Consider the following 26,395-nt stretch of genomic DNA (forward strand, 5'->3'; position numbering starts at 1 on the left):
ATAAAAATTGAAATTCGCCGGAAAATGCGGCGCTATCGCCTGTCAGACGCACTTTGGGGTTGTGCGGATATGACGGGCAATTTGGCGTGTGCACGGCCCGGACCAGACCGATAGGTGCTTTTGTGGCCCAAAGAGAATTCAAAAGGAAAAAGAGCGTCCGTAAAGGCGCAACAGGTTCCAAAAAGCCGAAAAAGCGCGTCAGCAGTTCGGGCAAGAAAGGCGGCAGTCTTTTTGCCCGTCTGGGCGATATGATTCCGGGGCCCGAAGCCATTGCCAAATTCATCGTGCTCGGCTCGATCTGGGTCATGGTTCTGGGCGGCGGGGTTGTTGCCTATTACGGATATGGTCTGCCCGACAAGGTCAGCTTTGATGTCGCCAGCGAACGCAAACCGTCGATCCGTGTGATCAGTATTGATGGCCAAAACCTCGCGGCCTATGGCAATCGCTATGGCAACCCGGTCGAGGTCCGCGATCTTCCCGACTATGTCGGTCAGGCGTTTGTTTCCATCGAAGACCGCCGGTTTTATGACCATTTCGGGATTGATATTGTCGGTATCACGCGTGCTGCCTGGACCAACCTGACGGCTGGGCGCATTGCCGAGGGCGGCAGCACCATCACCCAGCAGCTGGCCAAAAACCTGTTCCTGTCACCGGAACGCTCCTTTGGCCGCAAGATCGAAGAAGTGCTTCTGGCCCTCTGGCTGGAATTCAAATTCGATAAGCAGCAAATCCTCTCGCTTTATCTCAACCGGATTTATTTCGGCTCGGGCGTCTATGGCATTGATGCCGCCGCCCGGCATTATTTCGGCACCGATCCTAGGCGTCTCAACCTGTATGAAGCCGCCGTTCTGGCTGGCCTGCCCAAGGCACCAAGTCGCTATAACCCGATGGTCGATCCGAAACTTGCGGCCGAACGCGCCAATGTCGTGCTGGAAGCCATGGCATCGACCGGTGCGCTGACCAAGGCACGCGCCGAACGCGCCAAACAGACCCGGGTGCGCACCGCACGTGCTGCACAGGCAGGGCCGGGGGTGCGCTATTTCACTGATTGGGTACTTGATCGTGTGAAAGATTATGTCGGCTATGTCGATCAGGATCTTCTGGTTTATACCACGCTTGATTCCCGTCTTCAGGCCATCGCCGAAGAAAACCTTCTGCGTGCGCTCGCCAGTAACGGGGCCAAGGAACACCATGTCGGGCAGGCCGCCCTTCTGGCGATGACGCCCGATGGGGCCGTCCGCGCTATGGTCGGTGGCCGTGATTATTATGAAAGCCAGTATAACCGCGTGACACAGGCCCGCCGTCAACCGGGCTCGGTGTTCAAGCTGTTTGTCTATCTCGCCGGGCTTGAAAACGGTTTTGGCTCGAACGACTGGATGCGTGACGGGCCGATTGTTATTGATGGCTGGGAGCCGCGCAACTTCGACCGCAAGCACCACGGCACCATGTCGATCCGCGATGCGGTGGCAACCTCGAACAACTCGATCGCGGTCCAGCTCTCGCTTGAAGTCGGCCTCGACAAGGTCATCAAAAAGGCGCGTGACATGGGTGTGTCTTCGGAACTCAAACCGGAACCAAGCCTGGCGCTCGGCACCAGCGAAGTCTCGATGCTGGAACTGACCGGTGCCTATGCGATTGTTGCCAATGGTGGCTTTGCCGTCTTCCCGCACGCAGTCAGCAAGATTACCGGCAAGGGTGGCGAAGTGCTCTATGAACGCTCTGACGACTTCCCGGTCCGTCTGATGAACCCGCTGCATGCCGGGGAAATGAACAACATGCTGGCCGCCGTGGTGTCCAAGGGCACGGGGCGCAACGCCATCATCGACCGCCCCTCAGCCGGCAAGACCGGTACGACATCGGATTACCGCGATGCCTGGTTCATCGGCTACAGCTCCGATCTGGTCGCCGGAATCTGGATGGGCAATGACGATGGCAGCCCGATGGATGAACAGGTCACCGGCGGTGCCCTTCCGGCCGCACTCTGGCGCGACTTCATGCTGCACGCCCACCAAAACATCCCGGTCCGATCCCTTGGCAAGGCCGCACTCGCGCGCTCCAAAAAGATCGGCGAAGACGACAGCTGGCGCGACTTCACCGCCGGCTACAGTTCGGGCAACACCAAGCAGTAAGGCACCTCAACTGTCTTTGACGAAATCACAGGCGGTCTTCGGGCCGCCTGTTTTCGTTCAAACTCTTATGGCCTATCTACAGCCTATCCGTCATTCCCGCGAAGGCGGGAATCCACTATGGTTGCAGCATTATATGAATTGCAAGGCAGCGCTTTTCTCTGTTTGGAATGAGATTTTTGATCAACTCTAAAGTTTAATTTGAGGTATCTGGAAAGTCATTTTTAAATGAGGCAATCATTGAAAAAGATATTGTTATTTTTCGTTATTTTGTCGTCAGTCATTTTTTCCTATATGGATTTCAATAAAATCCATGAATTAAATGATCTTTATTCATGGTTTATAATTGGATGTATTAGTTTCATTGGTGGAATTTTATCCGTATTGATTTTTGATGGGGCAATTAAGGACGAAAAGTATCGAGCCGGGATCGTAGACGTTATGGGTAAATACGCAGGGGGTCTTGCCAGAAATGTTTTTATGCTCTGTTTCGGCTTGATGATCATTGCGATTATAATATTCAGAATGGACGATTATAGATTTTTTGTTATTTATTTTGCATTTGGAGTGTCTTTTTATGGATATTCCTTGTTCTACAAATTTTCATCTAAACATTAGAAATATTGTTATAATTTTATTTGTAAATTCTAATAAATATTGAACGTATTCTAGCTGCAGAATTTTCTGCTCACGCGGGTCTTCAACGCAACCAGTTCACGGGAAACCCGAGATTTGTTGATAAAATTGCCAGCATTATCGGCAGACGCCTTGAACAAAGAGCGCTGGGACGATCGCGCAAAAACATTGAAGCTTTTGACGACCAAAATAGATCTGTCCCCTTTTTCTTTTTACTGGAATATGCTCTCGGGTCGATAGTTGCGGTATCGGGATGAGATTTTAAGAGAAAGGTGACTGGTTTGTTCGGACGTTTGTTTGCTGCGCTGTTAGTTATCTCCATTACTTTGCCGGGGGAGGCTCAATCTGAGGAGCGCTATGTGAATCTCGAAGGACAAGAAATGAAGTTGGGTGACTTATATGATCATCCTGACGAGTTTGGCGGATTTTACGGGGTTTATGGAGGAGGTGTTTCCTATTTTCTTCTTGGTTTAATAAATGGATTGGTGTTGGGCGAAGGAGAGGTTTCTCTAGATGATAATGGTGGGAAATATGTTATATGGTTTTCAAAAAGTGAATTGGATTATAAAAACCTAATATCTTCTCTGGGAGGAAATGAAGATTTAAAGCGTGGAAATATTGATGATTTTGTGAGTTCAAACAGGTCTTGCGCAATTGTTGGTCTTTCTGATGTGGACGGTATGATTGTAAATTTTTCGATGGTTGTTACAGACGGTAGTTATTATAATTATTACACATGTTTGGTTAGTTATTTTAAAAAATACTCTAAGTTATTTAGATAAATCTAGTGGGGTCGTTTTTTCAACTATTTCAATAGGTGTGTTTGATTTTCTGAAAGGAAAAAGGCGACAGATTTATTTTCTTCTTTCCAGTGAAACCACAAAAAAAGACCGGCATCGATAAACGAGCCGGTCTTCAAGTTGGCTTGCTATGACCACATCAGGGGGGATGTGGCCGGGAGTTTCTCACCTGTCAGAACCCCGTGGGTGCAGCATCGGGTTGGGAGACATTCTACTGCGGGGTACCAACTGACGGTGCGGGGTGGCGCGTCGTCATGGTGAGATCAGGCTGCAGCAGCCTGATTGGTGAGCGCTTCGAGGAAGTCCAGGCATTCCTCGATCTGCGAAATTTCAATGAACTCGTTGGGCTTATGGGCCTGCTCGATGCTGCCGGGGCCGCAAATGATCGACGGGATGTTGCCCTGTTTTTCAAACACCCCACCTTCCGAGCCATAAGACACCTTGCCGGAAATCTCAGGGATGATGTTGCTGACATAGCAAAACGCTTCCGCATCCGTGCAATCACCCATCCCCGGATAGGAAAAGATCTTCTCGAATGTGAAGCCGGTGTCGTCTGCCTTGGCCTTCATTTCGGCATCAAGGGTGTCCATGATGGTCTTTTGCAGATCGGCAATCACCGCTTCGGCGTCATGGTCGGGCAGATGGCGAATTTCAAAGGTAAACTCGCAATATTCCGGGGTGACGTTGGTCGCGGTACCACCACTGATCGTGGTCGTCAGCATCGTGCTGTGCGGCACGGTGAAATCGGCGTCAAACGGGCCGTTTTGTTCGAATTCACGGGCCTTGTCGGCAATCAGGTTGATCGCGCGCGCGCCATATTCAATGGCATTGACGTGATCAGGCGCAAACGAACTGTGTCCTGCCGTACCCGTCACGCCAACCCGCATGGAATATTTGCCCTTCTGGCCGTTAATCACCTTCATGTTGGTCGGCTCGCCAATCACCGCCAGACGCGGTGGCGTGTCCATCTTCGCCAGATGATCGACCATTGATCCAACACCGATGCAGCCGACTTCCTCGTCATAGGACAGGCAAAGATGAAACGGAATTTCAAGGTCGCGTTTGACCAGTTCCGGGATCATCGCCAGCGCACAGGCCGAAAAGCCCTTCATGTCGGCTGAGCCGCGACCAAACAGCTTGCCATCCCGCTCGGTCAGCTCAAACGCCGGGCTGACCCAGGTGGTCTCAAGGGCGGGTACCACATCGGTATGACCCGAAAGCGCAATGCCCGGAACCCCTTTGGGGCCGATGGTCGCCAGAAGGTTGGCTTTCTGCCCGGTTTCATCATGGAACAGCGTGGACTCAATGCCGTATTCCGCCAGATAGTCACGGACGAAATGGATCAGACCGAGATTGGAGTTTTTGCTCGTCGTGTCGAACGCCACCAGTTTGCCAAGCAGATCGATGGCATGATGAAGGCGGGACATGTTTGGTTTGGACATTTTTATCTTCTTGTTTGGGTCAGGACGCGGATGCGTTGGTGGCATCGCGCTTGTCGCGCCATTTCTTCCATTCGCGGCGAATGGTCAGAATGACGAACAGAACGGTCAGGGCAAAGAAGCCCCATGAAATCCATGACTGGAAGAAGACACCAAGATCACCGCGCGAAATCGCAAGCGAGCGGCGCATATTGTCTTCAAACATCGGGCCAAGGATAAAGGCGATCAGGAACGGGGCGGCCGGGATGTTGAGCAACATCATGGCAAAGCCAACCACACCCATCACCAGAAGGACGGTGACATCAAACGGGCTCGCCCCGATGGAATAGATGCCATAAACGCACAGGATCAGAATGCAGGGCAAAAGCAGCGTCTGGGGAATGCGCGAAATCTTGGTAAAGGCACCGGCTGTTGCCTTGCCAGCAACAAACAGGAACACCGAACTAAACAGGATGCCGATAAACAGCGCATAGACATCGCCCAGATTGTTCTGAAACAGAAGCGGGCCGGGGGTCAGGCCATGGATCATGAACGCACCCAGCATGACACCGGTAATCACATCACCCGGCACACCAAGGGCCAGAAGCGGGATCATGGTCGCACCGCATGCACCGTTATTGGCAGATTCGGACGCGGCAATGCCTTCGATCTCGCCTTCGCCGAACTTGTCCCCGTTTTTCGAGGTCCGGCGCGCTTCGCTATAGGAAAAGAACGCAGCCGTCGACGGGCCGATGCCCGGAATTGCGCCCAGGATCACGCCAATGATTGATCCGCGACAGATCGATTTGATCGATCCGCGAAACTCGGCAAGGGTCAGGCGGTTATCGCCCAGCTTCATCGCCGCCGCATTATCTTCCGGGCGGAACACAATCATCTTGATCAGTTCCGGCAGGGCAAACAGACCGATCAGAACCGGCACCATGCCAAGACCCGATTTCATGTCTTCGGAAAGCGCAAAGCGGAACGATCCATACATGTCTTCGCCAACGGTCGCCAAAAGCAAGCCAAGGCAGGCCGAAATGATGCCAAGAACCAGCGAACGGCCCGAAATACTTGCCACAATCGTCAGCGAAAACGCCATCAGCATAAAGAATTCCGGCGGACCAACCCGCAGCGCAAAAGTCGCCAGCGGGATGGCGAGGAAAAACAGCGAAATGTTGGAAATGAAATCGCCGATGCAGCTTGAAATCAGCGCCATGTTCAGCGCCTTGCCACCCTTGCCGGCCCGTGCCAGCGGATAGCCGTCAAGCACCGTGCAGGCGGCCGATGCCGTGCCGGGCGTCTTGATCAGGATGGCCGAGATTGATCCGCCATAGGTTGAGCCTTTATACAGCGCAACCAGAAGCAGGATGCTCGTCACCGGGGACAGATAGAACGTAAACGGAAGTGCCAGGGTGACGGCCATGGTCCCGGTCATGCCCGGGATCGCGCCAATGATCACACCGCCCCAGATTCCGGCAAACATCGCCAGGAAATTCGGTAACGTTGCCACCTCCTGAAAGGCGTAAAGCAATTCATTCCACATAACGATGAACTCTCAATCAGATCAGGGTGGTCAGGTGGGAAATGTTCGCCGACAACAGCTTGCCCTTGGGGAAGGGCGTATGCGTGACTTCGGTAAACAGCAGATACAAAAGAACCGGGAAAATGACCGCAAGGCCGATCATCCAGAACTTGCGTTCGAAATTGCCCGTCATGATGAACAGCACGCCAAGCAACAAAACCGTCGCCGGAACAAACCCGATCAGGGGCATGCCATATACAAAGGCGGCAAACACGATCAGGATACCGGCAAAACGCATCAGATGGGTCTTGTTGCCAAGGATGCGGTTGCCAAATCCTTCGACCCGGTCACGGCTGGCTTCGCGCATTTTCGGGAACGCCAGAACAAGCGCAAGAACCCCCATTACCAGTCCGATCACCGCGACCACGCGCGGCCACATATCCGGTGGCGGGGCAAAGCCCGGAATGAAAGACGGAACCTTCACATAGATCGGGATCAGAACGAACAGGATGACGGCAAAGAACACCGTTGCCACCAGTCCGGCATAGAAATCACGATTTTGGTTCATGGTTCCGTCTCGCATTAAGGTCTTTGACTAAAAACGCGGTTGCGTCTTACTGGATGTAGCCGAACTTCTTGGCCATGCCGTTATAAAGCTCGAACTGGCTTTTGACGTAGGCAGCCGGGTCTTCATCGCCGATGATCGAGGTCGAACCACGCTTCTCGGCAAGGTCAAGCCACTGCTCGTCGGTCGCAACCTGACCCAGGATCTCGGTCCATTTGGCAACGACGTCTTCCGGAAGGCCTTTGGGCGCATACAAGCCGCTCCAGCCACCAACCTGACCGGCCTGGGCATAACCCAGTTCTTTCGCGGTCGGAACATCCGGCAGGGATGCCATGCGTTTCGGCGAATAGACCATCAGCGGGCGCATCTTACCGGCTTCGATATGCGGCATCAGAGAGCCAGCAGCAATCGCCAGGAAATCAACGTGACCGCCAAGCAGGGCAGCGGCCAAAGCAGAGCCGCCTTTATATGGCACGAGGGTGGATGCGGTCAGCGGGTCAAGACCAACGTCAGACAGCAATGCCTGAACCGTAAAGCCGTCAATCGCGGTGGGGCCGGATGCGGCATAGGTGGTGGCACCGTTGCTGTCTTTGATTTTGGCAATCAGCTCGTCGATGGTCTGGATGTCGGAATTGGCGTTAACAGCCAAAATCATCGGGGTCGCTTCAAGCATGCCAAGGAAGGTGTAGGCATCCCAGCCAACCGGGCTGTCGGTATAAACGGCCGGATAAAGCGCCATGCCAACACGCGACAGCAAAAGGGTATAGCCATCCGGGTCGGCTTCGGAAACGAAGCGCGCGCCATTCATGCCGCCATTGCCGGTTTTGTTGACCACAACAACCGGCTGCCCGCCGGTATAGTTGCTTGCGGTTTCTGCCAGCGCACGGGCGGCCAGGTCAGATGCACCGCCGGCACCATAAGGTGCGACCAGCGTAATGGCTTTTTCAGGATAGGCGTCTGCCTGCGCGGTCGAAATCATGGATGTGGTTGCAAGGATTGCGGCTGCGATCCCGGCTGCTTTCTTAAGCTTGTGAAACATTTTCATGTCTCCCTGGGTGGTGGTGGCAGAATTGCCGAAGCTCAGACTGGTTTTCACTCTGTCTTTTGTTTTTGTGCCTTCTTGCATAGACAAACTATAACCGGTGACGCAAAAAATTAATTCCAGTATAACTAATTTACATACTGAACAGCGTTCTGCGGCCGAAATCCGGATTTGGGAAAGCACGATGAAACTGCGCGAACTCGAAAGCTTCAATGCCTTTATGACCCACGGTTCTGTGACGGGCGCGGCCCAGGCGATGAATATCAGCCAACCGATGGTCAGCCGGCTGTTGAACAACTTTGAAAAATCGGTCGGGTTTGAACTGTTTACCCGCAAACGCAATCAGCTGATCGCGACGTCCGAGGCCCAGCAGTTTCATGCAACTGTGCTGCGGTCGCTCAATGCGTTTCGTGAAGTTGAAACCCAGGCGCGTGCGATTGCCAATGATCAGTTAGGTGCGATCCGCATCGCCGCCCAGCCGATCTATGTTGATACCTATCTGCTTGATGTTGTTGCGAAGTTCAAACAGGCCCATCCCAAGGTTTCGATCAGTATTACCGATACGGGCCTCGAAGGGATGCTTGACATGATTGCCACCCGCCAGTGCGATCTTGGCATCGGCATTACCCTTGATCTGCAAGACCCGGATGTCGTGATCACCCCACTTGCGCAATCGCGTGCCGTCTGTCTGATGCCGGTTGATCATAGGCTGGCGAAGTTTGAAACCATCGATATCGATTTGCTGCGCGGCGAGGACTTTGTTGAACTTTCCATTGGCTCGCCCTTGCGCACCAAGATCGACTATATTTTCCAGATTGCCGGCTGGCCGCGCAAAATCGCGGTCGAGGCCCGCACCATCCGCACGATCTCGCGTCTTGTCGAGCGCAATGTCGGTATTTCGGTCAGTGACCCGTTCGCAGCCCTTCTGGTCGACACCGACAAGGTGGTCGCCCGCACCCTGACCCCGAATATCGAATGGGATGTCGCCCTGTTTACCGCGTCTCGTGAACTGAGTGCGGTGGAAAAACGGTTTCTGGCATTTTTGCGCGCCGAATTGCCAAATCTGCGCGCCAGTGGCTGTATTGTATGAGGATTTGATTTGGCCCTATTTGGGGCGATACTCCGGAATCGGCCTATTATTCACTGAATTTGAATAATGGCTCTGATTATTCATTATTTCCGGTCAAACGCCAGCTTGGCTGCAAGGCCTAAAAAGATACAGCCGGTGGCGATCTGAAAGGCGCGCGCAATCTTCTCTGATCGCGACAGAACCTGGCCAATTTTCCCGGCAAAACTGCCGACCAGACAATTGATAATCGTCCCGCCAATATTCAAAATCAGCCCGAAAATCAAAAACTGCAACAACACCGACCCGCGCGACGCATCAACAAACTGCGGAATGAACGCCAGCACAAAGACAATAATCTTTGGATTGAGCAGGTTAACCACAATCCCGTCCCGCCAGGCGGTAAAGGCGCCGGAACGCTTGGTTTGTGCGGGTTTCAGGTGCTGGTCGTGGCTTCGAAACGCGCCAATCGCCAGCCACACCAGATAGGCAATCCCGGCCCAGCGCAGCACATCAAGCGCCACCGGATGGGCCGCGACAAGCGCCGCCAGACCAAGCCCGGCCAAGGCCGTGTGGATCAGCGCACCGGTTGCAATCCCGAAGCTTGCCGCATTGCCCGCCATCGGCCCGGATTTGATGCCCTGACCCAGACAAAACAGCATGTCATTGCCCGGCGTCATGTTCAGCGCCAGGGCGGTGGGAATGAAAATCGCCAGGGTTTCCAATGGGATCAGCATGGATTACGTCCTTTGGGAGGAAATGTGAGGTTTTTCACATTTCAATATTTACGCGCTTCCAGCCCCGTAGCGATGCAGGGCTGCACCATGTTTCTTGAGCCAGTGTTGCTGTTTTTTTGACGGGCCATACAAATCATCGACCACGGCCCAGAAACGTGCGGAGTGATTAAGTTCCTGCAAATGCGCGACTTCGTGGGCGACGACGTAATCAAGCACATCTTCAGGCGCCAGCACCAACCGCCAGCTAAACGACAGATTGCCCGAGGAGGAGCAACTGCCCCAGCGCGTGCGGGTGTCTTTGAGCGAGATACGATTGACCTTTTTGTTGATCTGTTCGGCATAGGCATGGGCGCGCGGGGCGATTTCAAGCTTGGCCTGCTTTTTAAGGAAATCGGTCACCCGGCGGTTGGTATGTTCCGGCTGGCCCGACACCCAGATCACGCCGGCCTCGACCCAGACTCCGCGTTTGGCATCGGGCACGGCACGGATGGCGTGATCATGGCCCATGAAGGGAATCCAGGCACCGGGCATGAATTGCACCCGTTCGGGCAGGCGTTGCATGTGGGCTGCCACCCAATCGCCATGCTGATGGAGCATCGAAATCGCCATTTTGCGCGAAACCCCGTTGGGCACGACGATTTCGACACCGTCGAATGCCGGATCAATGCGCAATTTGAGTCGCGTCGCGCGCGCGCTTGGCCGCAATCGCACCGGCAACGGGCCGATTTTGGGCATATCGATCTCGGTTTCTTCGGTATTCTTGAGCATTCGGCGCGGATTTTTCCAAAAGAGAGGCAAAAAGTGCGATCTTTTTGTGCCTTTTTCGGGCCAAGCCCATCTTGGGTCTTGCCCCCTAGTAGTGTTTTCCTATACTCCGCGCTCAAGGTCTAGGGGCGATTTGCGACATATGGGTTGCAGCCCCGACAGGACGCAGGCGTTAGGTGCCGCGCCCTGCATTACATCGGAAGAAGAAAGGCGTCACTCCCATGAGCGATCAGGTCAAAAAGGTCGTCCTTGCCTATTCAGGCGGTCTGGATACCTCCATCATCCTGAAATGGCTTCGCGAAGAATATAACTGCGAAGTCGTGACCTTCACCGCCGACCTCGGCCAGGGCGAAGAGCTGGAACCGGCCCGCAAAAAGGCAGAGATGTTCGGCGTCAAACAGATCTTCATCGACGATCTGCGCGAAGAATTCGTCCGCGACTTCGTCTTCCCGATGTTCCGCGCCAATGCCCTTTATGAAGGTGTTTACCTGCTCGGTACCTCGATCGCGCGTCCGCTGATTGCCAAGCGCCAGATCGAAATCGCCGAAGAAGTCGGTGCAGATGCCGTGTCCCACGGTGCCACCGGCAAAGGCAACGACCAGGTCCGCTTCGAGCTGGGCTATTATGCCCTTAAGCCGAACGTCAAGGTCATCGCACCGTGGCGCGAATGGAAGCTGAACTCGCGTACTGCTTTGCTGAACTTTGCCCGCGAACACCAGATTCCGATTTCGGCCGACAAGCTTGGTGGCGATGAGCCGCCCTATTCGACCGACGCGAACCTTCTGCACATTTCCTATGAAGGCAAGGCGCTGGAAGATCCGTGGGTCAAGCCGGACGAAAATATGTTCGAGCGCACTGTTTCCCCGCAGAACGCACCCGATGCGATCACCACGATCGAAATCGAGTTCGAACAGGGCAACCCGGTTGCGATCAACGGCGAACGCCTGAGCCCGGCCACTTTGCTGACCAAACTCAACGAAGTTGCCGGCAAGAACGGCATCGGTCGTCTGGATCTGGTCGAAAACCGTTATGTCGGCATGAAGTCGCGCGGCGTTTACGAAACCCCGGGCGGTACCATTCTGTCGGTTGCGCACCGCGCGATGGAAAGCATCACCCTTGATCGTAACGCCGGTCACCTCAAGGACGAGCTGATGCCGCGTTATGCCGAGATGATCTATAACGGTTACTGGTGGTCGCCGGAACGTCAGGCCTTGCAGCGCCTGGTCGACGAGACCCAGCGTACCGTGAACGGCGTTGTGCGCCTTGACCTTTACAAAGGCAACGTCACCGTCACCGGCCGCAAGTCGCCGAACTCGATCTACTCCGAAGAGCATGTCACGTTCGAGGCCGACACCGTTTACAACCAGCGCGATGCAGAAGGCTTCATCAAACTGAATGCGCTGCGTCTGCGTCTTGGTTTTGACCGCGACGGCATGAAGTAAGTTTCCGCAAGCAATTGTGGAGCGGCAAGCGAGGGGCATTTTTGCCCCTCGTTTTCGTTTGAAAGCCAAGCTATAAGCGGGCTCTTAACCTGTTCAGATAATTATATCGGTCATGCAGCGCTATAAATGTACCGTCGAATATGATGGCCGCCCCTATCACGGCTGGCAGTACCAGGACGAAGTGATTTCGGTTCAGAAGGTCTTTGAGACCGCGATCGAAAAATTCGCCGGTGTATTTGTGCGCGTCTATGTGTCGGGCCGGACCGATGCCGGGGTGCATGCGCTGGGGCAGGTGGTGCATTTCGATCTGCCGAAATACTACCCGGCGGAAGCGGTGATGAATGCGATCAACCATCACCTCAAACCTGATCCGGTGGCGATCAAGGAATGCGAGGAAGTCACGGAAGACTTCCATGCGCGGTTTTCGTCAAAGAAACGCTACTACATGTATCGCATCATCAATCGCCGCGCACCGCTAACCTTTGAGGCGGGGCTGGCTTGGGGTGTTTATAAGCCGCTTGATATTGATGCGATGAATGAAGCGGCCAAGCATCTGATCGGGACGTTTGATTTCACAAGCTTCCGGGCCAGTGAATGTCAGGCCAAAAGTCCGATCAAGACGCTGGAAAAGCTTCAAGTCACGCGCGGGATCGAAAACCCGCTTGAAATCCGGGTGCATACCGAAAGCCGGTCTTTCCTGCATCATCAGGTGCGCAATATGGTTGGCACACTTGTTCTGGTCGGCAAGGGCGCCTGGAAGCCGATTGACGTCAAAACGGCCCTTGAGGCCAAGGATCGCAGTGCCGGCGGCCCGACCGCACCGGCCGACGGGCTTTATTTCGTCAAGGTCGATTACTGACACCCGATCAGATCGAGATCCGTTTAGCGTCTGAGATAAATTCAGCAGACGAATATTCAGCCTGACCTTTGCGCATTACCTGTACGCATTTCATCCTTCCCGGACCTCCTTGTAGAAAAAACGGTGCACAGGCGAAAATTTTTCCGGTTTTCTGTCTGCCACTCCCCATATGACGCTTATCGATATGGTTGTTCATCTTATGGGTAGGTGTTCACCTATCGGTAACGACCTGTAATTACACTATTAATTAATCTTTAGTTCTCTGACTCGCGTTCAGGTTGCTAAAAATCTGTACGATAGTATTGCTCTATACTAAAGTTTAATTTATAGGATTGTATATCTTATATCTCTGCTGAACCAGGCGACCAAGACCCGGGAAGATGCTGAACCGCCGATCTAGTTGCTAGAGGGGCTCGTCGGTGACCAACGATGAAATGAGAGTGAGTATGTCGAAAAGTTTGATTTTCAAGGTGGCACTCGCCGCCGTTGCGATCCTGATTGCGGGCATCGCGCTTCTGGGCTTGCTGATCATGCAGCGCATCGATGACAAGGTGGCAAGTGACAGCCTTGAATCGCAGAAACTGAACCTTCGCGTAGCTGCGATGATTTTCAAGGATAATTATCCCGAATTTTCCATGAAAATCAGCGAGGATGGTGAAACCTCCGATCTCGTCATTCCCGAAATTCCGGATCTGTCGTCACACGAAATGATTGACTCGATCGGGGCTGCCACCGGTCAGACGGCAACCGTGTTCGCCTTCGTCCCGGCAGAGCAGGACTTCGTGCGTGTTTCGACCAACATTATCAAGCCGGACGGCCAGCGTGCGGTTGGTACCATGCTTGGCAAGGGCAGTGCGGCCTATCAGCCGATCATGTCGGGCAATACGTTCCGGGGTGAAGCCCTTATTCTTGGCACCCAATATGTAACGCAGTATTCGCCGATCAAATCGCCGACAGGTGATACGCTTGGTATCCTGTATGTCGGTATCGAGAAGGCACAGGTTGCCGAAGTGGCGACAGAGATCGAACTGCGGATCGCGATTGTCGGCATTATCGTTGCCATCGCATCTGCTGTATTGCTGTTCCTGTTGCTGCGCTGGCAGCTTGGACCGCTGCGTGACCTTGGTCAGACGATTTCCCGATTTGTCGAACGCGACTTTTCCGAAGAAGTTTCCTTTACCGATCGCAAGGACGAGATTGGCGTGATTGCCAATGGTCTTTTGCGTTGGCGTGAAACGGCGGAAAAAATGGGTGAGGCCGAGGCCGCCCGGGTGGAAGCCGAAAAACGTGCCGAAAAGGAACGTTTGGAACAGCGTAACCGTCTGGCCCATGAACTTGAACAATCCATTGGTCAGATCGTTGCATCTGTACGCCAGTCGTCGACCGGCATGCAGAAATCGACCGAACTGATGCGTGAATCGGCCAATCACTCCCTGACCCAAAGTCAACGGGTGTCAGAGGCCGCCAATGATTCGGCACAGAGCGTTCAGACGGTTGCAGCCGCGACCGAGGAACTTTCCGCCTCGATCAGCGGCATCGGTGATCAGGTCCGTGAATCAACAGCGATTGCCGAAACCGCCGTTGGTGAAGCATCGCGGGCCAACGAAATGGTTGGTGGTCTGGCCGAAGCAGCCGAGCGCATCGGTGAAGTCGTGAGTTTGATTAACGACATTGCGGCCCAGACAAACCTTCTGGCGCTCAACGCGACAATCGAGGCCGCCCGGGCTGGTGAAGCTGGCAAGGGCTTTGCGGTTGTGGCGCAAGAGGTCAAAAACCTTGCCAACCAGACCGCGAAGGCAACTGACGAAATCGCCCAGCAGATCGGGGCGATTCAGGGCGAGACCAGGGTCACGGTCGAGGCAATTGAAAAGGTCACGCATACGATTTCATCAATCAGCGAAATCGCATCAGGCATTTCTTCGGCAGTGAGCGAACAGAACGCCGCCGTCAATGAAATCGCCAACAGCGCGACCAGTGCATCGTCCGGTTCGAGCGAGGTTGTCGCCAACATCAACGAGATTCACGAAGCCGCGGCTAGCAGTGGGGCCGCCGCCAGTGAACTTGATCAGAATGTTGGTGCGATGGCCAAGCAGATCGATAGCCTGCAAAAGACCGTGTCGAACTTCCTGTCGCAATTGCGCGCAGGATAGAACGTTTCCGTTCAAAGCGGGTCTTTTACGATCAGACTGACAAGGGTGTGTTGTGGCATGCCCTTGTCAGGTTTTGCTTTTTTCTGAGGTCTTCACGGTTGGTTACGCGTTGTCGGCGCCGGTTTTGGCCTCTGCCGGTGCAAGGGCGTTTGTAACCTTGCCAAGTGCGTCGAGCAGGACGCGCTTTTCAAGACTGTTCAGCCCTGAAAGGGCCTGTTCATTCACAGCATTGACGATGGTCTGGATTTGTGGGGCCTTGGCCTTTGCCGCCGGGCTCAGGTGGATGTGTGTGATGCGGCGGTCTTCATTATCTTTTTCGCGTTCAATCAACCCATCGCGTTCCATGCGATTGAGGGTGGCGGCCATGGTTGGTTGTTCGATTCCAACGTCTGCCGCAAGCTGCTTTTGCGTGCGTGTTGTGCCATCGGCCAGCGCAAAGAAAACCGGCAGATAGCCACTGCTTAGTCCCAGCGGTTTGAGTTTCTGATCAATCGCGCGTGCAAACAGGCGGGCCGCCCAGTTTGTCATATATCCGGCTGATTGGGTGCGTTTCAGGGGCATGAGAACTCCGGTTTCGGTCAATATACATAGCTTGCTATATAAAACATATCATGCTATATAATGCATAGTATGCTATTTAATTACGTGTGGCGCCACATCGCAATCCCTGTCTCAGGAGAAATGACGATGTCCACGATTTCAAAACCGATTTTGCGTATTATCCACCGCGTTGCCGGTGGGGCGGCGTTTTGCCTGATCGCCAGCTTCTGGCTGGCGACAATCATGGTCGAGCTTTTCGGGACAACCGATCAGATCGTGATGGTCAAAACTGCAATTGTCTGGAGCCTGTTGGCCCTTGTGCTGTGTCTTGCGGCCACCGGGGGATCAGGCTTTGCGTTGGCGCGAGGGCAAATCGCCGGGCTGGTTGTCGTGAAATTGCGGCGCATGAAGCTGGTCGCGGCAAACGGACTGCTTGTTCTTGTGCCCTGTGCGATCGGGTTGGCCATGCTGGCCCGAAACGGGCAAATGGATGATGTGTTTATCACCCTTCAGGTGCTGGAACTGTTCGCGGGCCTGATCAACCTTGTTCTGATTGGCCTGAACATCCGCGATGGTCTGCGCATGCGTCGCCCAGTGAGAACGAGCGCGGCTGTGTGACGCGCAATGCGTCACACTTCATCTGCAGACCCTTCGCAGAATCTAGCCAAATATCCAGTGCCACAGGAACGGAATGGTCAATGCGGTGGCAAGGGTATTGAGCCCCATGGCGAGGCCGGAAAAGGCCCCGGCGGTTTCATTGACCTGAAAGGCACGTGCGGTTCCGATGCCGTGTGATGCCACCCCCATGGCAAAGCCGCGTGCGCGCCAGTCCTTAAGGCGGGCCATATTCATCACCATCGGCCCAAGGGTGGCGCCAACGATGCCCGTTGCAATCACGCAAACCGCGGTCAGGGCCGGAACGCCGCCGATATTTTCAGCAATCCCCATGGCGACCGGGGTGGTGACGGATTTCGGGGCCAGGGATGCCAGTGTTTCCGGACTTGCGCCCAGTGCCCAGGCCAGAATGACGGTGCTGGCACTCGCAACCAGTGATCCGAACAGGACCCCGAATGCGATGACCGGAAGCGCACGTTTCAGCGTTTCGGTCTGACGAAACAGCGGGACGGCAAGGGCGACGGTGGCGGGGCCGAGCAGGAAGTGGACGAACTGCGCGCCTTCGAAATAGGTGGCATAGGGCGTGCCGGTCACTTTCAGCAGCATGGCAATCAGGGCAATGGCGATGACCACCGGATTGCAGATCGGGTTACGGTCGCTTTTTTGATACAGCCAGAACCCGATGGCATAGGCGACAAGCGTGATGGTGAGACCCGTTAGCGGTTTGGCCGACAGGTAAACCCAAAGCTGGGTGATATCGGTCTCGTTCATTGCCCGTCCTCCAGACTTTCGCCCGGTTTGGCCTTGGGCAGCAGTTTGGACATCAAAAGGGCGGTCAGCACCATGGCCAGCAGGGTGGAAATGATCAGGGCGGCGGCAATCGGCAGCCAGTCGCCTTTAAGACGATCAATCTGGGTGACCACGCCCACCCCGGCCGGAACGAACAGCAAGGAGAAATGGATCAGCAGATTATCTGCCGCATCTGTGAGCACCTTGGGCGGGTTGCGTTTGATCAGAAGGCCGACAAACAGCAGCACCAGACCGATGACCGGGCCGGGAACCGGCAGATCAAATAGTTCCGAGACCACCTCACCAAACAGCTGACAGACAAGGATCAGGGCAAAAGCAGCAATCATCAACAACCTCCCCACAGGTGCATGCGTGTTTTTCTGCGCAAGACATAATACGTCTGGAGGCGTTCTACCTTTGTTAATTATGAAAAACGCCCGTGCCGGGCGGGCACAGGCGCTTGATGTTTGCTAATTCTTGCCGAGAGGATGTCGCCGCATGGATGCCCGCGCGTTACAGAATTTCCAGAACGTTTTCCGGCGGGCGACCCAGAACTGCTTTGTTGCCATTAACCACAATCGGGCGTTCAAGGGCGCGCGGATGGGCGCAAAGGGCCTCGATCAGGTCATCACCGCGCAGGTCGGCAATGCCTTCTTCTTTGGCTTCCTTCTTGCGCAGGATGTCTTCGGGTTTCATGCCGAGCATATCAAGAATTTCGCCAAGTTCCTGCGGGGTGGGCGGGGTGTCGAGATAGGCGATCACGTCGGGCGTGATGCCCTGTTCTTCGATCAGGGCCAGGGTCTGGCGCGATTTCGAGCAGCGCGGATTGTGGTAGATGCGGACCATCATGGTTGGGTCTCCGTATCAAAATGGATTTGTTCATTGATAGCGGTCTTTGCGGATGCAATCAAATCCCGTCGATCATCGAGAGCAGGTCTTCGAGCTCGTCGATCTCGCTATTGATGATGCGGGTTGCGGTGTCATAGCCAAAGCCCTGACGGGCGAGGGCGGCCATATCCTTTTCGCGTTTTTCATCGCGGATCTCAGACCGGCGCCATGGGCCAAGACGACGGCGACGGGCATAGGCGGCGGCAGCGGCAATGTTTGGGTCCGTGCCACGCACTTCCTCATAGGCGGCGTCATCGGCCTCGGCCCGAAGTTCGGTCAGTGCGGCATCGACCTGATCACTGGCAATGCCGCGCGATGACAGATCGGCGGCAATGACGCGAAGCGCCTTTCCGCGCCTGAGCAGGGATCGCGCCCGGCCCTTGGCATAGGCATCGTCATTAATGAAGCCAGCCTTTTCGCAGGCCGAAAGCACCGAATTCATCCACTCGACGGCTTCGTCCGGGTCGGTGCCATGTTCGGCGACCGAGAGGCGGATTTTACCGCGCATCAATGTTTCAAGCCGGGCGCGCGATGCGGCAAAGCGTTCCAGATACCAGGTGGCATAATTCATCAGATAGTCGCGGGTGACCTTGCGCGGGCGTTTGGGTTCGTGCGAGCGGGTTTTCGACTTTTTGTCGGACTGGTTGGAAAAACGCGCATTTCCGGCGGGCTTTTTTTCGCGCGCAGAGTCGCTGGTTTCCGGGCTTTGGCGATGTTTGTCGTGCATGACTGACACTATGAATGAATTCACACCCTTGCAAGTATGCCCCCACTCTCCCTATTTTACGCGCAATTGTCTGCATTTTTCCGAAGGAAATTCCATGAACGAGTCAGAGCAACGTGCTCTTGCCCCGCGCTATATGGGGGCTGTGAACTGGCTTGGACTTTGGACCCTTTATGCCAAAGAAGTCCGTCGGTTCCTGAATGTGCATTTGCAAACCATCGGTGCGCCGGTTGTCACCAGCCTGCTGTTTCTTGCTGTTTTCTTACTCGCCCTTGGCCGTGCGGTTGAAATGGTCAATGGCATCCCGTTTGCCACTTTCCTGGCGCCTGGTCTGATCATGATGACCATGGTGCAAAACGCCTTTGCCAATTCCTCAAGCTCGATCACGATTGCCAAGGTACAGGGCAATATCGTCGATGTTTTGATGCCGCCGCTGTCGGCCGGGGAAATGGTTGCCGGTTTTGCCTTTGGCGCGGTGACACGCGGCATGATCGTTGGTCTGGTCACCGCGATTTTCATGTCGTTCTTTGTCGATGTCGCGATCCACAATATCTGGGCGATCCTGTATTTCGGGATTTCGGCATCATTGATGCTGTCGCTTCTGGGGATTGCGGGTGGTGTCTGGGCCGAGAAGTTTGACCATATCGCAGTCGTGACCAACTTTGTCGTCACCCCATTATCGTTCCTGTCGGGCACGTTTTACAGTGCCGAAAGCCTGCCCGAAGCCGGTCAGGTTCTGGTGCATTTCAACCCGTTCTTCTACATGATTGACGGGTTCCGTTATGGCTTTACCGGGATTTCCGATGGCACGATCATGACCGGTGTCGTGGTTCTTGCCCTGGTCAATGCGGCCCTTTGGCTGCTGTGCTATCGCATGATCAAAACCGGCTACAAGCTTAAGGCCTAAGCGCCGATCAGATTGGCAAATCACAAAGGACGGTATTCTGATGCGGATGCCGTCCTTTTTCATTTTGATGACCTTTTTCAAAAGACCCCCGTACGTGTTTTTGTGGCGTTGACAGGGTCGGTGAATCTCTTGATACTCCTCGGCTTCCCAGCAGTCCGCTGGAGCTTGACCAATCGGTCAGGAATGTGAATTTTACCCGAATTGAGGAATAAGAAAGTGATTACTCCCGTCATGCCGACCTACGCGCGGGCCGATTTGGCCTTTGAGAAAGGTGAAGGACCTTATCTCTATGCGCAGGACGGCCGACGATTCCTTGATTTCGGGTCGGGGATCGCGGTCAACACGCTTGGTCATTCGCACCCGCATCTGGTGGCGAAACTGACTGAGCAGGTTGGCAAGCTTTGGCATACCTCGAACCTGTATCAGATGCCGGGGCAGGAAAAACTGGCCAAGCGGCTGATTGAGAACAGTTTTGCCGATACGGTGTTTTTCTGTAATTCGGGTGCCGAGGCGAATGAAGCGGGCATCAAGATGCTGCGCCGGTATCAATATGTGTCGGGCCATCCTGAAAAGAACCGCATTCTGGTTGCGACCAATGCGTTTCATGGCAGAACGCTTGGCACCCTGACCGCGGGTTATAGCGAGAAATACCGCGAAGGTTTCGGGCCGATGCCCGATGGCTTTGACCGGGTGGCGTTTGGTAACCTGAACGAACTTCGCAACGCGATTACGCCCAATACTGGCGGTATCATCCTTGAGCCGATCCAGGGCGAAGGCGGCATTTGCCGCGCGCCGGAAGGCTATCTTGAGGGTGTGCGCAAAGCAGCCGATGAATTCGGCATGCTGGTGATGTTTGACGAAGTTCAGACCGGCATTGGCCGAACCGGCAAACTGTTTGCCTATCAATGGTCGGACATGGAGCCTGATATCATTTCCTCGGCCAAGGGACTTGGCGGTGGCTTCCCGATCGGGGCGTTGCTTGCCAATGAAAAGGCAGCCGCTGCCTTTACGCCCGGCATGCATGGCACGACCTTTGGCGGTAACCAGCTTGCAACGGCGGCCGCCAATGCGGTGCTGGATGAGGTCCTGAAACCCGGTTTCATGGATCATGTTCTGGAAATGAGCCGCCTGATTGTTGATGGCCTTGAGGTGATTGCACGCAAGCATCCGGGCTTTATCGAAGAAGTGCGTGGCATGGGCCTGCTGTTGGGGATGAAAACCAAACCGGCCAATGTTGATGTTGTTGCCAAACTGCGCGAGTTCAATCTTTTGACCGTGCCAGCCGGTGACAATGTGGTGCGTATCATTCCGCCGCTTAACATCACCAAAACCCATGTTGACGAAGCGCTGGTTGCCATTGACGCAGCCGCTGCCGCCCTTGGCAAATAATGCGCAAATAAGGGCGCGGAAGGAAATTTGACTATGACTGATATTCGCCATTTTCTCGATCTCGACAAAATGTCGGCAAGCGAGCTTAAGGATATTCTGGCCCTTGGCGACTCCGAGAAGGCCGGGAAGGCCCCGTTCGGGGTAAAACCGCTTGCGGGCAAGACCTTGGCTTTGATTTTTGAAAAGCCATCGACCCGTACGCGTGTGTCGTTCGAAGTTGGCATGCGCCAGCTTGGCGGTGACGTGGTGACGCTTGATGCCGATAGCAGCCAGCTTGGTCGCGGGGAAACCATTGCCGATACCGCGCGCGTTCTGTCGCGCTTTGTTGATGCGATCATGATCCGGACGACCGATGAATCCAAACTGCACGAGTTGGCGCAATATGCCACCGTGCCGGTGATCAATGGGCTTACCGATCAGAGCCACCCGTGCCAGATCATGGCCGATCTGATGACCGTCAAGGAACACAAGGGCAAGCTTGAAGGCCTCAAGTTTGCCTGGGTTGGTGATGGCAATAACGTCTCGGCATCGTTCATTCATGCATCGCCGAAATTCGGCTTTGCACTCGATATGGCGTGCCCGGCGGGTTATCGCCCTAATCAGGGGCTGATTGAAACCGCCAATGCCGAAGGCGGCAAAGTGCGCCTGACCGATATGGACAGTGCGCTGGCCGGTGCCGATGTTGTGGTCACCGATTGCTGGGTGTCGATGGGCGATGAAGATTACGACGCCCGGATGGAAGCCCTTTCGCCCTATCAGATCAATGAAACCACCATGGCACAGGCCAAGGATGATGCGATCTTCCTGCATTGTCTGCCGGCCCACCGGAATGAAGAAGTCACCGACGCGGTGATTGACGGGCCACAGTCGGTTGTGTTTGACGAGGCGGAAAACCGCCTGCATGCGCAAAAGGGTGTTTTGCTGTATTGCCTGAATGGTTTGCCGTCGTAAGGCTTGCCATCCGGGTTATGGCCCCTAAATAAGCCATATCGAATTTGAAGGGCGGCATTGGCCGCCCTTTGCTATGCTGTCAGGTGGTTGTCTTATGCACCTCGACAACGCGGGGTCGCAGTTGTTATACGCCCCGCAACACGTAAAAACGCGGAAGCTGAAAATGCAGATTGCTGTCGATTTTTGCCAGCCCTTCACGCTGGATCATTCCAACATCCGTGGCCGCTTCACGCGCCTGGGCCCGACGGTGCAGACCATCATCGGGCAGCACACCTATCCTGCGCTTGCCAACCATCTGCTTTCCGAGATCATCGGCCTTGCCGTGCTGTTGTCCTCGTCGCTGAAATATGAAGGCCTGTTTACCCTTCAGACCAGCTCGGACGGGCCGATCAGCATGCTGGTGGTCGATGTCGATAGCGATGGCAATGTGCGCGCCTGTCTTCGGGTCGATGAAGAACGCCTCAACGCCATGATCGCAGCCGAAGAAGGCGGCGAGGACGCGCTTCGGGGTCAGGTTCTTAAACTGATGGGACGGGGGCATATTGCCTTTACGGTCGATCAGGGCGACGAGCACGAACGTTATCAGGGGATTGTATCGCTTGAGGGCGAGACGCTGGCGCAATGTGCAGAGGCCTATTTCCGTCAGTCCGAGCAGCTTGAAACATCGTTCAAGCTCGAAGTGCATCGCGGCGAGACCGCAGATGACTGGTGGGTTGGCGGGCTGTTCCTGCAAAAAATGCCGGTCAGCGCATCGGGCGATGCAAGCACCCCGGAAGAGGCCGAAAAGGTATCTGAAGACTGGAATAGATCAACCATCCTGATGGCGAGTGCGACCGAGAACGAGCTTGTTGATATCTCGCTTTCGGCCCATGACCTGATCTGGCGCCTGTTCCATGACGAGGAACCACGCGTGTTTGAACAGACCCAGCTTCAGTTCAAATGCCGTTGCTCGCGCGAGAAGATCGAAGGCGCGCTTGTGACCTATCCGCTTGAGGAGCTGCTCTCGATGCGCGAAGCCGATACAGGCGAGGTTGGCGTATCGTGCCAGTTCTGCAACACGCGTTATGGCTTTAACGAAGCCGAGCTTCGCCAGCTCAAGGCAGATGATCCCGAAGCGGCATCGCCGAAAATCTAGTAGCGGCTTCAGGGGCTTCGGGGCTTAATTGTTCGTCACAGCCTTGCCTTAATCATCAAGCAACGTCACCATGGAATTTGTACGCCATGGTGGCGTTGTTTTTTTATCTGTGTGATTGATCAAAGGAGATCGAAGACATGACGGTTATGTCCATCAAGGGCCTGCGCGCCGTTGTTGCCGGGGCGGCACTTGCGCTGATGGCGGCTTGCACAAGCGGCCCGGTTGCGACCTATCCCGATGTGACATGGCGCCATCTTGATCCGATTGTCTTTGCCGCCGGTCCGATTGAAAAGGTTGCGGCCTGGTCAGACAACGAGGACGGATCGATCCAGTCGTCCCTGCCGTTCAATCTGGGCCGCATGGCGATGAACTGGCCCGATGACCGCATCCAGACGGCAGGCACCAATGACATGCTGCGTTATAGCGTGACCGAGGCTTCGGTGACTTCGAACGCGCTTAAAACCACCAAGGGCATCAAGGGTGTATTTACCGACGATCAGTCCGACAAGATCGATCTTAAGGTCGCAGCCAAGCTTGAGCTGCTTGACCCCAATGGCATGCAGAAGGGCGAGGTAACGGCGATGGCAGAACGGTCACGTACGCTTTCGGAATCGATGTCGGTCGCCGAACGCGAACAGGCGGTCTATGACGCCACCACGGCCCTTTTGATGGATCTTGATCGCGAAATGGAACGCCAGATCAACAACAATCTGGGTCGTTTCCTGTTGCGGTGATCGACGTCCCGTTTGAGATTTGAACAAAGCCCAAGGACCGCGGTGATCTGTCATCGCGGTCTTTTTTGTTGCGCGTCCCTGCGACACGCGGGACAAACATCAGGTTACGATTGCCCATTGCCAGATTGTGCCAAGCCTTATGTTTGAAATCCCGTTGCCCTTTGTTGTTGCCTTGTTGCTGGCGATCTTGCTGGTGCGCCTGATCCTGCGCGGTCCGGCTGGTCCGGTTGGGCGAAGCATGCGGATCTTCGTTGCCGCCAGTCTGGCACTGGTGATCATGGTCGGGCTGCGCTGGCAATTTGATCTGCCGGTTTTCCGTTTCTTGCGGCCCCTGTTTGCCGCGATGCTGCCGCCCATCGCCTGGATGTGTTTTGCCGCACTCGGTTCTGAGGATCGGTCAAAAACCAGATGGCGGTGGCTGCATGTTATCCCGGTTCTGGCGATTTTCATCGCAAGTCTGACCTGGCGGCAATGGCATATCCAGGTTGATTTCCTGATTGCACTGCAATTTACCGGATATGGTATTGCGTTGATGGTTCTGGCCAGTCGCGGCGAAGACCGTTTTGCGCAGGCACGGCTGGGCGATGTCGGATCGGTTCGGGGCATTGTTGCCGTGGTTGGCGGGGCGCTGATTTTCTCAGGACTCGTCGACGGGTTGATCGCCCTTGATTTCAGCATCACGAAGGGCACAAACGTCGCCACAATCGTCGGCACTGCGCAGTTGGTTGTTCTGGTGGTGTTGGCGTTGCTGATGGTCCGGTTGGAGCGGCTTAGTCCGCAGACCACGCAGCTGACTGAAAGCGTGACTGAGCCCGCTCTTGCGCAGCAAAAAGACAGTCCGCAAGACAACAACGATATCGCCGAGGATGATGCCATCCTTGTCGCAATCGATGAGGTCATGCACGCGCAGCACCTCTATCGCGATCCTGATCTGACACTCGATCGATTGGCGCGCCGGGTGGTGATCCCGGCACGGCAGATTTCCGGGGCGATTAACCGCCGGTTCGGGCGCAATGTGTCACAGGTCGTCAATGAATACCGCGTGGCAGAGGCGCAAATGTTGCTGCGAACGACCGAAAAGCCGGTGACCGAAATCATGTTTGACTGCGGGTTTCAGACCAAATCGAACTTTAACCGCGAATTTGGCCGCGTGACCGGGATGGGTCCACGGGCTTATCGTGACGCGGACCCAAATCCTGATCAATCGACCCCCGATCAACCGACCCCCGATCAACCGACCCCCGATCAACCGTTTGGGCCGATCAGGAAGCTGTTTTCAGAGAACGCAGAAAGTCGAGAATAAGCGTGATGGTCTGCTGATGCAGGGCTGATCGGTTGGTTGCCTCGCCGCCATCAAGACAGATAATGCCATCACCGGGGACGTCCTGTTCAAGGAGGATCGCGGCATTTGGTTTGCATTCCGGCAGGAAGCTGAAATGCGCCGCACCGGGCAGGTCATGGTAACGGGTTAAATCGGCCGGCAGGTGTTCGATCAGATAACCTGATTCAAGGTCCTTGGGGATTTTGGGATTGGGCGCACCGGCGGCAATGACCAGAACCGGGATGTCTATCGCCGCCAGACTTGCCTGGGTAAAGCCACGGGCAAGGCCAAGATCAAGCGAGATGGCGCCACGGATCCGTTCGTCTTTGAGGTCGGCGGCCAGCATTTTGCGATCTGCCATTGTGCTGCCAACCTCCAGCGTCGCGAGGCCATCACAGGCGGCGAATTCGGGATGCGCTTGGCATTCGTCATCCATCCGATCCATGTCCATTCGCGCCCCGGCAAGCTCCAGCACCGTCCATCCGCCCAGTGAATGACCAATCACCGTGATGTTGGCCGCGTCCAGATGGGGCGACCATGCCGTGTCATTGGTAAGGGATGTAATCAGATGGCTGATATCGCGCGGACGGAGCCACAATTCGTGCCCGACCTCGGCGGTGAGATCGCGGCTGGTGGTGCCGGGGTGATTGATGGCAGCAACCACGTAGCCTGTCCGGGCAAGGGCCATGGCAAGCCATGCCTGATTGCGCCAGTTGCCGCCAAAGCCATGTGACATCACGACCAATGGATGGCGTCCGTCCTGAATGTTGGCATCAGGTTGCATCATATGACCGAAAAAGATCGGGTTTTCACCGATGCGTATTGGCGGTTTTGTATCCGCCGTCGGATACCAGATCGCACCGGCCAATGCGCGGTCACCGTCATTGGCGGCGATGGTGAGTTCCCGGAAACCAACCGCATCGGGGGATGCCTGTGATGGCGTGGAAGTGACAAGAAAGGCCAGAATGGCAAAAGCCATAAGCGCAAAAGTGGTAGGTGCAAAGCGCAGCATATTTGGGTCCTCTGTACAAATCAAATCATGCGATGAGCTTTACCGGTCAGGTGTCGTTTGGCGTCCTAGATCGCGATCTAGGACAAAAAAAGCCCCGGTTGGTTGGCCGGGGGCTGGCGATGTTTGGGGTTGTTTGGGATTATGAGTTTTTCAACGAAAAATGTTTGAAGGAGCTGTCTATCTCGGTTAAATAGTTGCGATACAATAATAATTTTCTGGTTTTCAGACCGTGTTCAACACGGCAGGAAAAACCGGTTGG

25 protein-coding genes are annotated in these 26,395 nt (G+C 54.9%); 13 read left to right on the forward strand and 12 right to left on the reverse strand.

Annotated features, from left to right (window positions below):
• The first annotated feature begins 122 nt into the window (after positions 1-122).
• Positions 123-2,129: a PBP1A family penicillin-binding protein gene (locus tag FHI25_RS06895; RefSeq protein ID WP_210516229.1), complete on the forward strand. Its 2,007-nt coding sequence runs from the start codon at positions 123-125 to the stop codon at positions 2,127-2,129.
• Between the two features lie 905 nt (positions 2,130-3,034).
• Complete coding sequence (locus FHI25_RS06900) at positions 3,035-3,544, forward strand: hypothetical protein (protein ID WP_210516231.1); 510 nt, start codon at positions 3,035-3,037, stop codon at positions 3,542-3,544.
• A 281-nt stretch (positions 3,545-3,825) separates the two neighbouring features.
• Here the strand turns inward: FHI25_RS06900 and argE are convergent, their stop codons facing one another.
• The 4 genes from argE to FHI25_RS06920 are packed head-to-tail and all read right to left on the reverse strand — an operon-like array spanning position 3,826 to position 8,109.
• Entirely contained in the window at positions 3,826-5,004 is a 1,179-nt protein-coding gene (gene argE, locus FHI25_RS06905; protein WP_210516233.1) for an acetylornithine deacetylase, read from the reverse strand.
• Between the two features lie 19 nt (positions 5,005-5,023).
• Entirely contained in the window at positions 5,024-6,526 is a 1,503-nt protein-coding gene (locus FHI25_RS06910; RefSeq protein ID WP_210516235.1) for a tripartite tricarboxylate transporter permease, read from the reverse strand.
• Between the two features lie 16 nt (positions 6,527-6,542).
• The gene (locus FHI25_RS06915) at positions 6,543-7,073 is read right to left on the reverse strand and encodes a tripartite tricarboxylate transporter TctB family protein (RefSeq protein ID WP_210516237.1); all 531 of its coding nucleotides are present in this window, start codon (positions 7,071-7,073) and stop codon (positions 6,543-6,545) included.
• 46 nt (positions 7,074-7,119) lie between these two features.
• Complete coding sequence (locus tag FHI25_RS06920; RefSeq protein WP_008889011.1) at positions 7,120-8,109, reverse strand: tripartite tricarboxylate transporter substrate binding protein; 990 nt, start codon at positions 8,107-8,109, stop codon at positions 7,120-7,122.
• 187 nt (positions 8,110-8,296) lie between these two features.
• Between FHI25_RS06920 and FHI25_RS06925 the strand changes: the two genes are divergently transcribed.
• The gene (locus FHI25_RS06925; protein ID WP_210516239.1) at positions 8,297-9,202 is read left to right on the forward strand and encodes a LysR substrate-binding domain-containing protein; all 906 of its coding nucleotides are present in this window, start codon (positions 8,297-8,299) and stop codon (positions 9,200-9,202) included.
• Positions 9,203-9,285: 83 nt separating this feature from the next.
• On the opposite strand, the gene FHI25_RS06930 is transcribed toward FHI25_RS06925, so the two are convergent.
• Positions 9,286-9,915: a LysE family translocator gene (locus FHI25_RS06930; protein WP_210516241.1), complete on the reverse strand. Its 630-nt coding sequence runs from the start codon at positions 9,913-9,915 to the stop codon at positions 9,286-9,288.
• Between the two features lie 48 nt (positions 9,916-9,963).
• Positions 9,964-10,683 (reverse strand): SprT family zinc-dependent metalloprotease, encoded by a 720-nt coding sequence (locus tag FHI25_RS06935; RefSeq protein ID WP_063085888.1) that lies wholly within the window; start codon positions 10,681-10,683, stop codon positions 9,964-9,966.
• 218 nt (positions 10,684-10,901) lie between these two features.
• Between FHI25_RS06935 and FHI25_RS06940 the strand changes: the two genes are divergently transcribed.
• The 3 genes from FHI25_RS06940 (at position 10,902) to FHI25_RS06950 (ending at position 15,131) form a co-directional block, all read left to right on the forward strand.
• A complete protein-coding gene (locus tag FHI25_RS06940) occupies positions 10,902-12,122 on the forward strand; it encodes an argininosuccinate synthase (RefSeq protein ID WP_210516243.1) in 1,221 nt (406 codons plus the stop codon).
• A 112-nt stretch (positions 12,123-12,234) separates the two neighbouring features.
• Positions 12,235-12,981: a tRNA pseudouridine(38-40) synthase TruA gene (gene truA, locus FHI25_RS06945; RefSeq protein WP_210516245.1), complete on the forward strand. Its 747-nt coding sequence runs from the start codon at positions 12,235-12,237 to the stop codon at positions 12,979-12,981.
• Positions 12,982-13,427: 446 nt separating this feature from the next.
• Complete coding sequence (locus FHI25_RS06950; RefSeq protein WP_210516247.1) at positions 13,428-15,131, forward strand: methyl-accepting chemotaxis protein; 1,704 nt, start codon at positions 13,428-13,430, stop codon at positions 15,129-15,131.
• A gap of 102 nt (positions 15,132-15,233) precedes the next feature.
• Here FHI25_RS06950 and FHI25_RS06955 read toward each other — a convergent pair whose 3' ends face one another.
• Positions 15,234-15,692, reverse strand: coding sequence for a MarR family winged helix-turn-helix transcriptional regulator (locus FHI25_RS06955; protein ID WP_210516249.1), 459 nt, complete (start codon positions 15,690-15,692; stop codon positions 15,234-15,236).
• A gap of 126 nt (positions 15,693-15,818) precedes the next feature.
• Between FHI25_RS06955 and FHI25_RS06960 the strand changes: the two genes are divergently transcribed.
• Positions 15,819-16,289 carry a hypothetical protein gene (locus FHI25_RS06960; protein WP_246878921.1) on the forward strand — a complete coding sequence of 157 codons (471 nt, stop codon included), beginning with the start codon at positions 15,819-15,821 and terminating at the stop codon, positions 16,287-16,289.
• 42 nt (positions 16,290-16,331) lie between these two features.
• Here FHI25_RS06960 and FHI25_RS06965 read toward each other — a convergent pair whose 3' ends face one another.
• From FHI25_RS06965 to FHI25_RS06980, 4 genes are all read right to left on the reverse strand, one after another.
• Positions 16,332-17,057 carry an LrgB family protein gene (locus tag FHI25_RS06965; protein ID WP_044830159.1) on the reverse strand — a complete coding sequence of 242 codons (726 nt, stop codon included), beginning with the start codon at positions 17,055-17,057 and terminating at the stop codon, positions 16,332-16,334.
• Positions 17,054-17,422 (reverse strand): CidA/LrgA family protein, encoded by a 369-nt coding sequence (locus FHI25_RS06970; protein WP_063085876.1) that lies wholly within the window; start codon positions 17,420-17,422, stop codon positions 17,054-17,056. Before FHI25_RS06970 ends, FHI25_RS06965 begins: the two co-directional genes overlap by 4 nt.
• A 166-nt stretch (positions 17,423-17,588) precedes the next feature.
• Entirely contained in the window at positions 17,589-17,924 is a 336-nt protein-coding gene (arsC, locus tag FHI25_RS06975) for an arsenate reductase (glutaredoxin) (RefSeq protein ID WP_210516251.1), read from the reverse strand.
• 58 nt (positions 17,925-17,982) lie between these two features.
• Complete coding sequence (locus FHI25_RS06980; RefSeq protein WP_210516253.1) at positions 17,983-18,690, reverse strand: RecX family transcriptional regulator; 708 nt, start codon at positions 18,688-18,690, stop codon at positions 17,983-17,985.
• A gap of 94 nt (positions 18,691-18,784) precedes the next feature.
• Here FHI25_RS06980 and FHI25_RS06985 point away from each other — a divergent pair, with 94 nt between their 5' ends.
• From FHI25_RS06985 to FHI25_RS20570, 6 genes are all read left to right on the forward strand, one after another.
• Positions 18,785-19,594: an ABC transporter permease gene (locus tag FHI25_RS06985; RefSeq protein ID WP_008889022.1), complete on the forward strand. Its 810-nt coding sequence runs from the start codon at positions 18,785-18,787 to the stop codon at positions 19,592-19,594.
• 231 nt (positions 19,595-19,825) lie between these two features.
• Complete coding sequence (locus tag FHI25_RS06990; RefSeq protein ID WP_197147618.1) at positions 19,826-20,983, forward strand: aspartate aminotransferase family protein; 1,158 nt, start codon at positions 19,826-19,828, stop codon at positions 20,981-20,983.
• Between the two features lie 33 nt (positions 20,984-21,016).
• Positions 21,017-21,934: an ornithine carbamoyltransferase gene (argF, locus tag FHI25_RS06995; RefSeq protein WP_008889025.1), complete on the forward strand. Its 918-nt coding sequence runs from the start codon at positions 21,017-21,019 to the stop codon at positions 21,932-21,934.
• Between the two features lie 163 nt (positions 21,935-22,097).
• Complete coding sequence (locus FHI25_RS07000; protein WP_210516255.1) at positions 22,098-23,069, forward strand: Hsp33 family molecular chaperone HslO; 972 nt, start codon at positions 22,098-22,100, stop codon at positions 23,067-23,069.
• 137 nt (positions 23,070-23,206) lie between these two features.
• Positions 23,207-23,803 carry a hypothetical protein gene (locus FHI25_RS07005; RefSeq protein WP_063085856.1) on the forward strand — a complete coding sequence of 199 codons (597 nt, stop codon included), beginning with the start codon at positions 23,207-23,209 and terminating at the stop codon, positions 23,801-23,803.
• Positions 23,804-23,942: 139 nt separating this feature from the next.
• On the forward strand, positions 23,943-25,106 hold the full coding sequence (locus tag FHI25_RS20570; protein ID WP_246878922.1) for an AraC family transcriptional regulator: 1,164 nt from the start codon (positions 23,943-23,945) through the stop codon (positions 25,104-25,106).
• Here the strand turns inward: FHI25_RS20570 and FHI25_RS07015 are convergent.
• Positions 25,066-26,136: an alpha/beta fold hydrolase gene (locus FHI25_RS07015; RefSeq protein ID WP_210516257.1), complete on the reverse strand. Its 1,071-nt coding sequence runs from the start codon at positions 26,134-26,136 to the stop codon at positions 25,066-25,068. The two genes, FHI25_RS20570 and FHI25_RS07015, sit on opposite strands and share 41 nt — an antisense overlap.
• Positions 26,137-26,395: the final 259 nt, after the last annotated feature.

The organism is Thalassospira sp. ER-Se-21-Dark (assembly GCF_017922435.1).
GTDB lineage: Bacteria > Pseudomonadota > Alphaproteobacteria > Rhodospirillales > Thalassospiraceae > Thalassospira.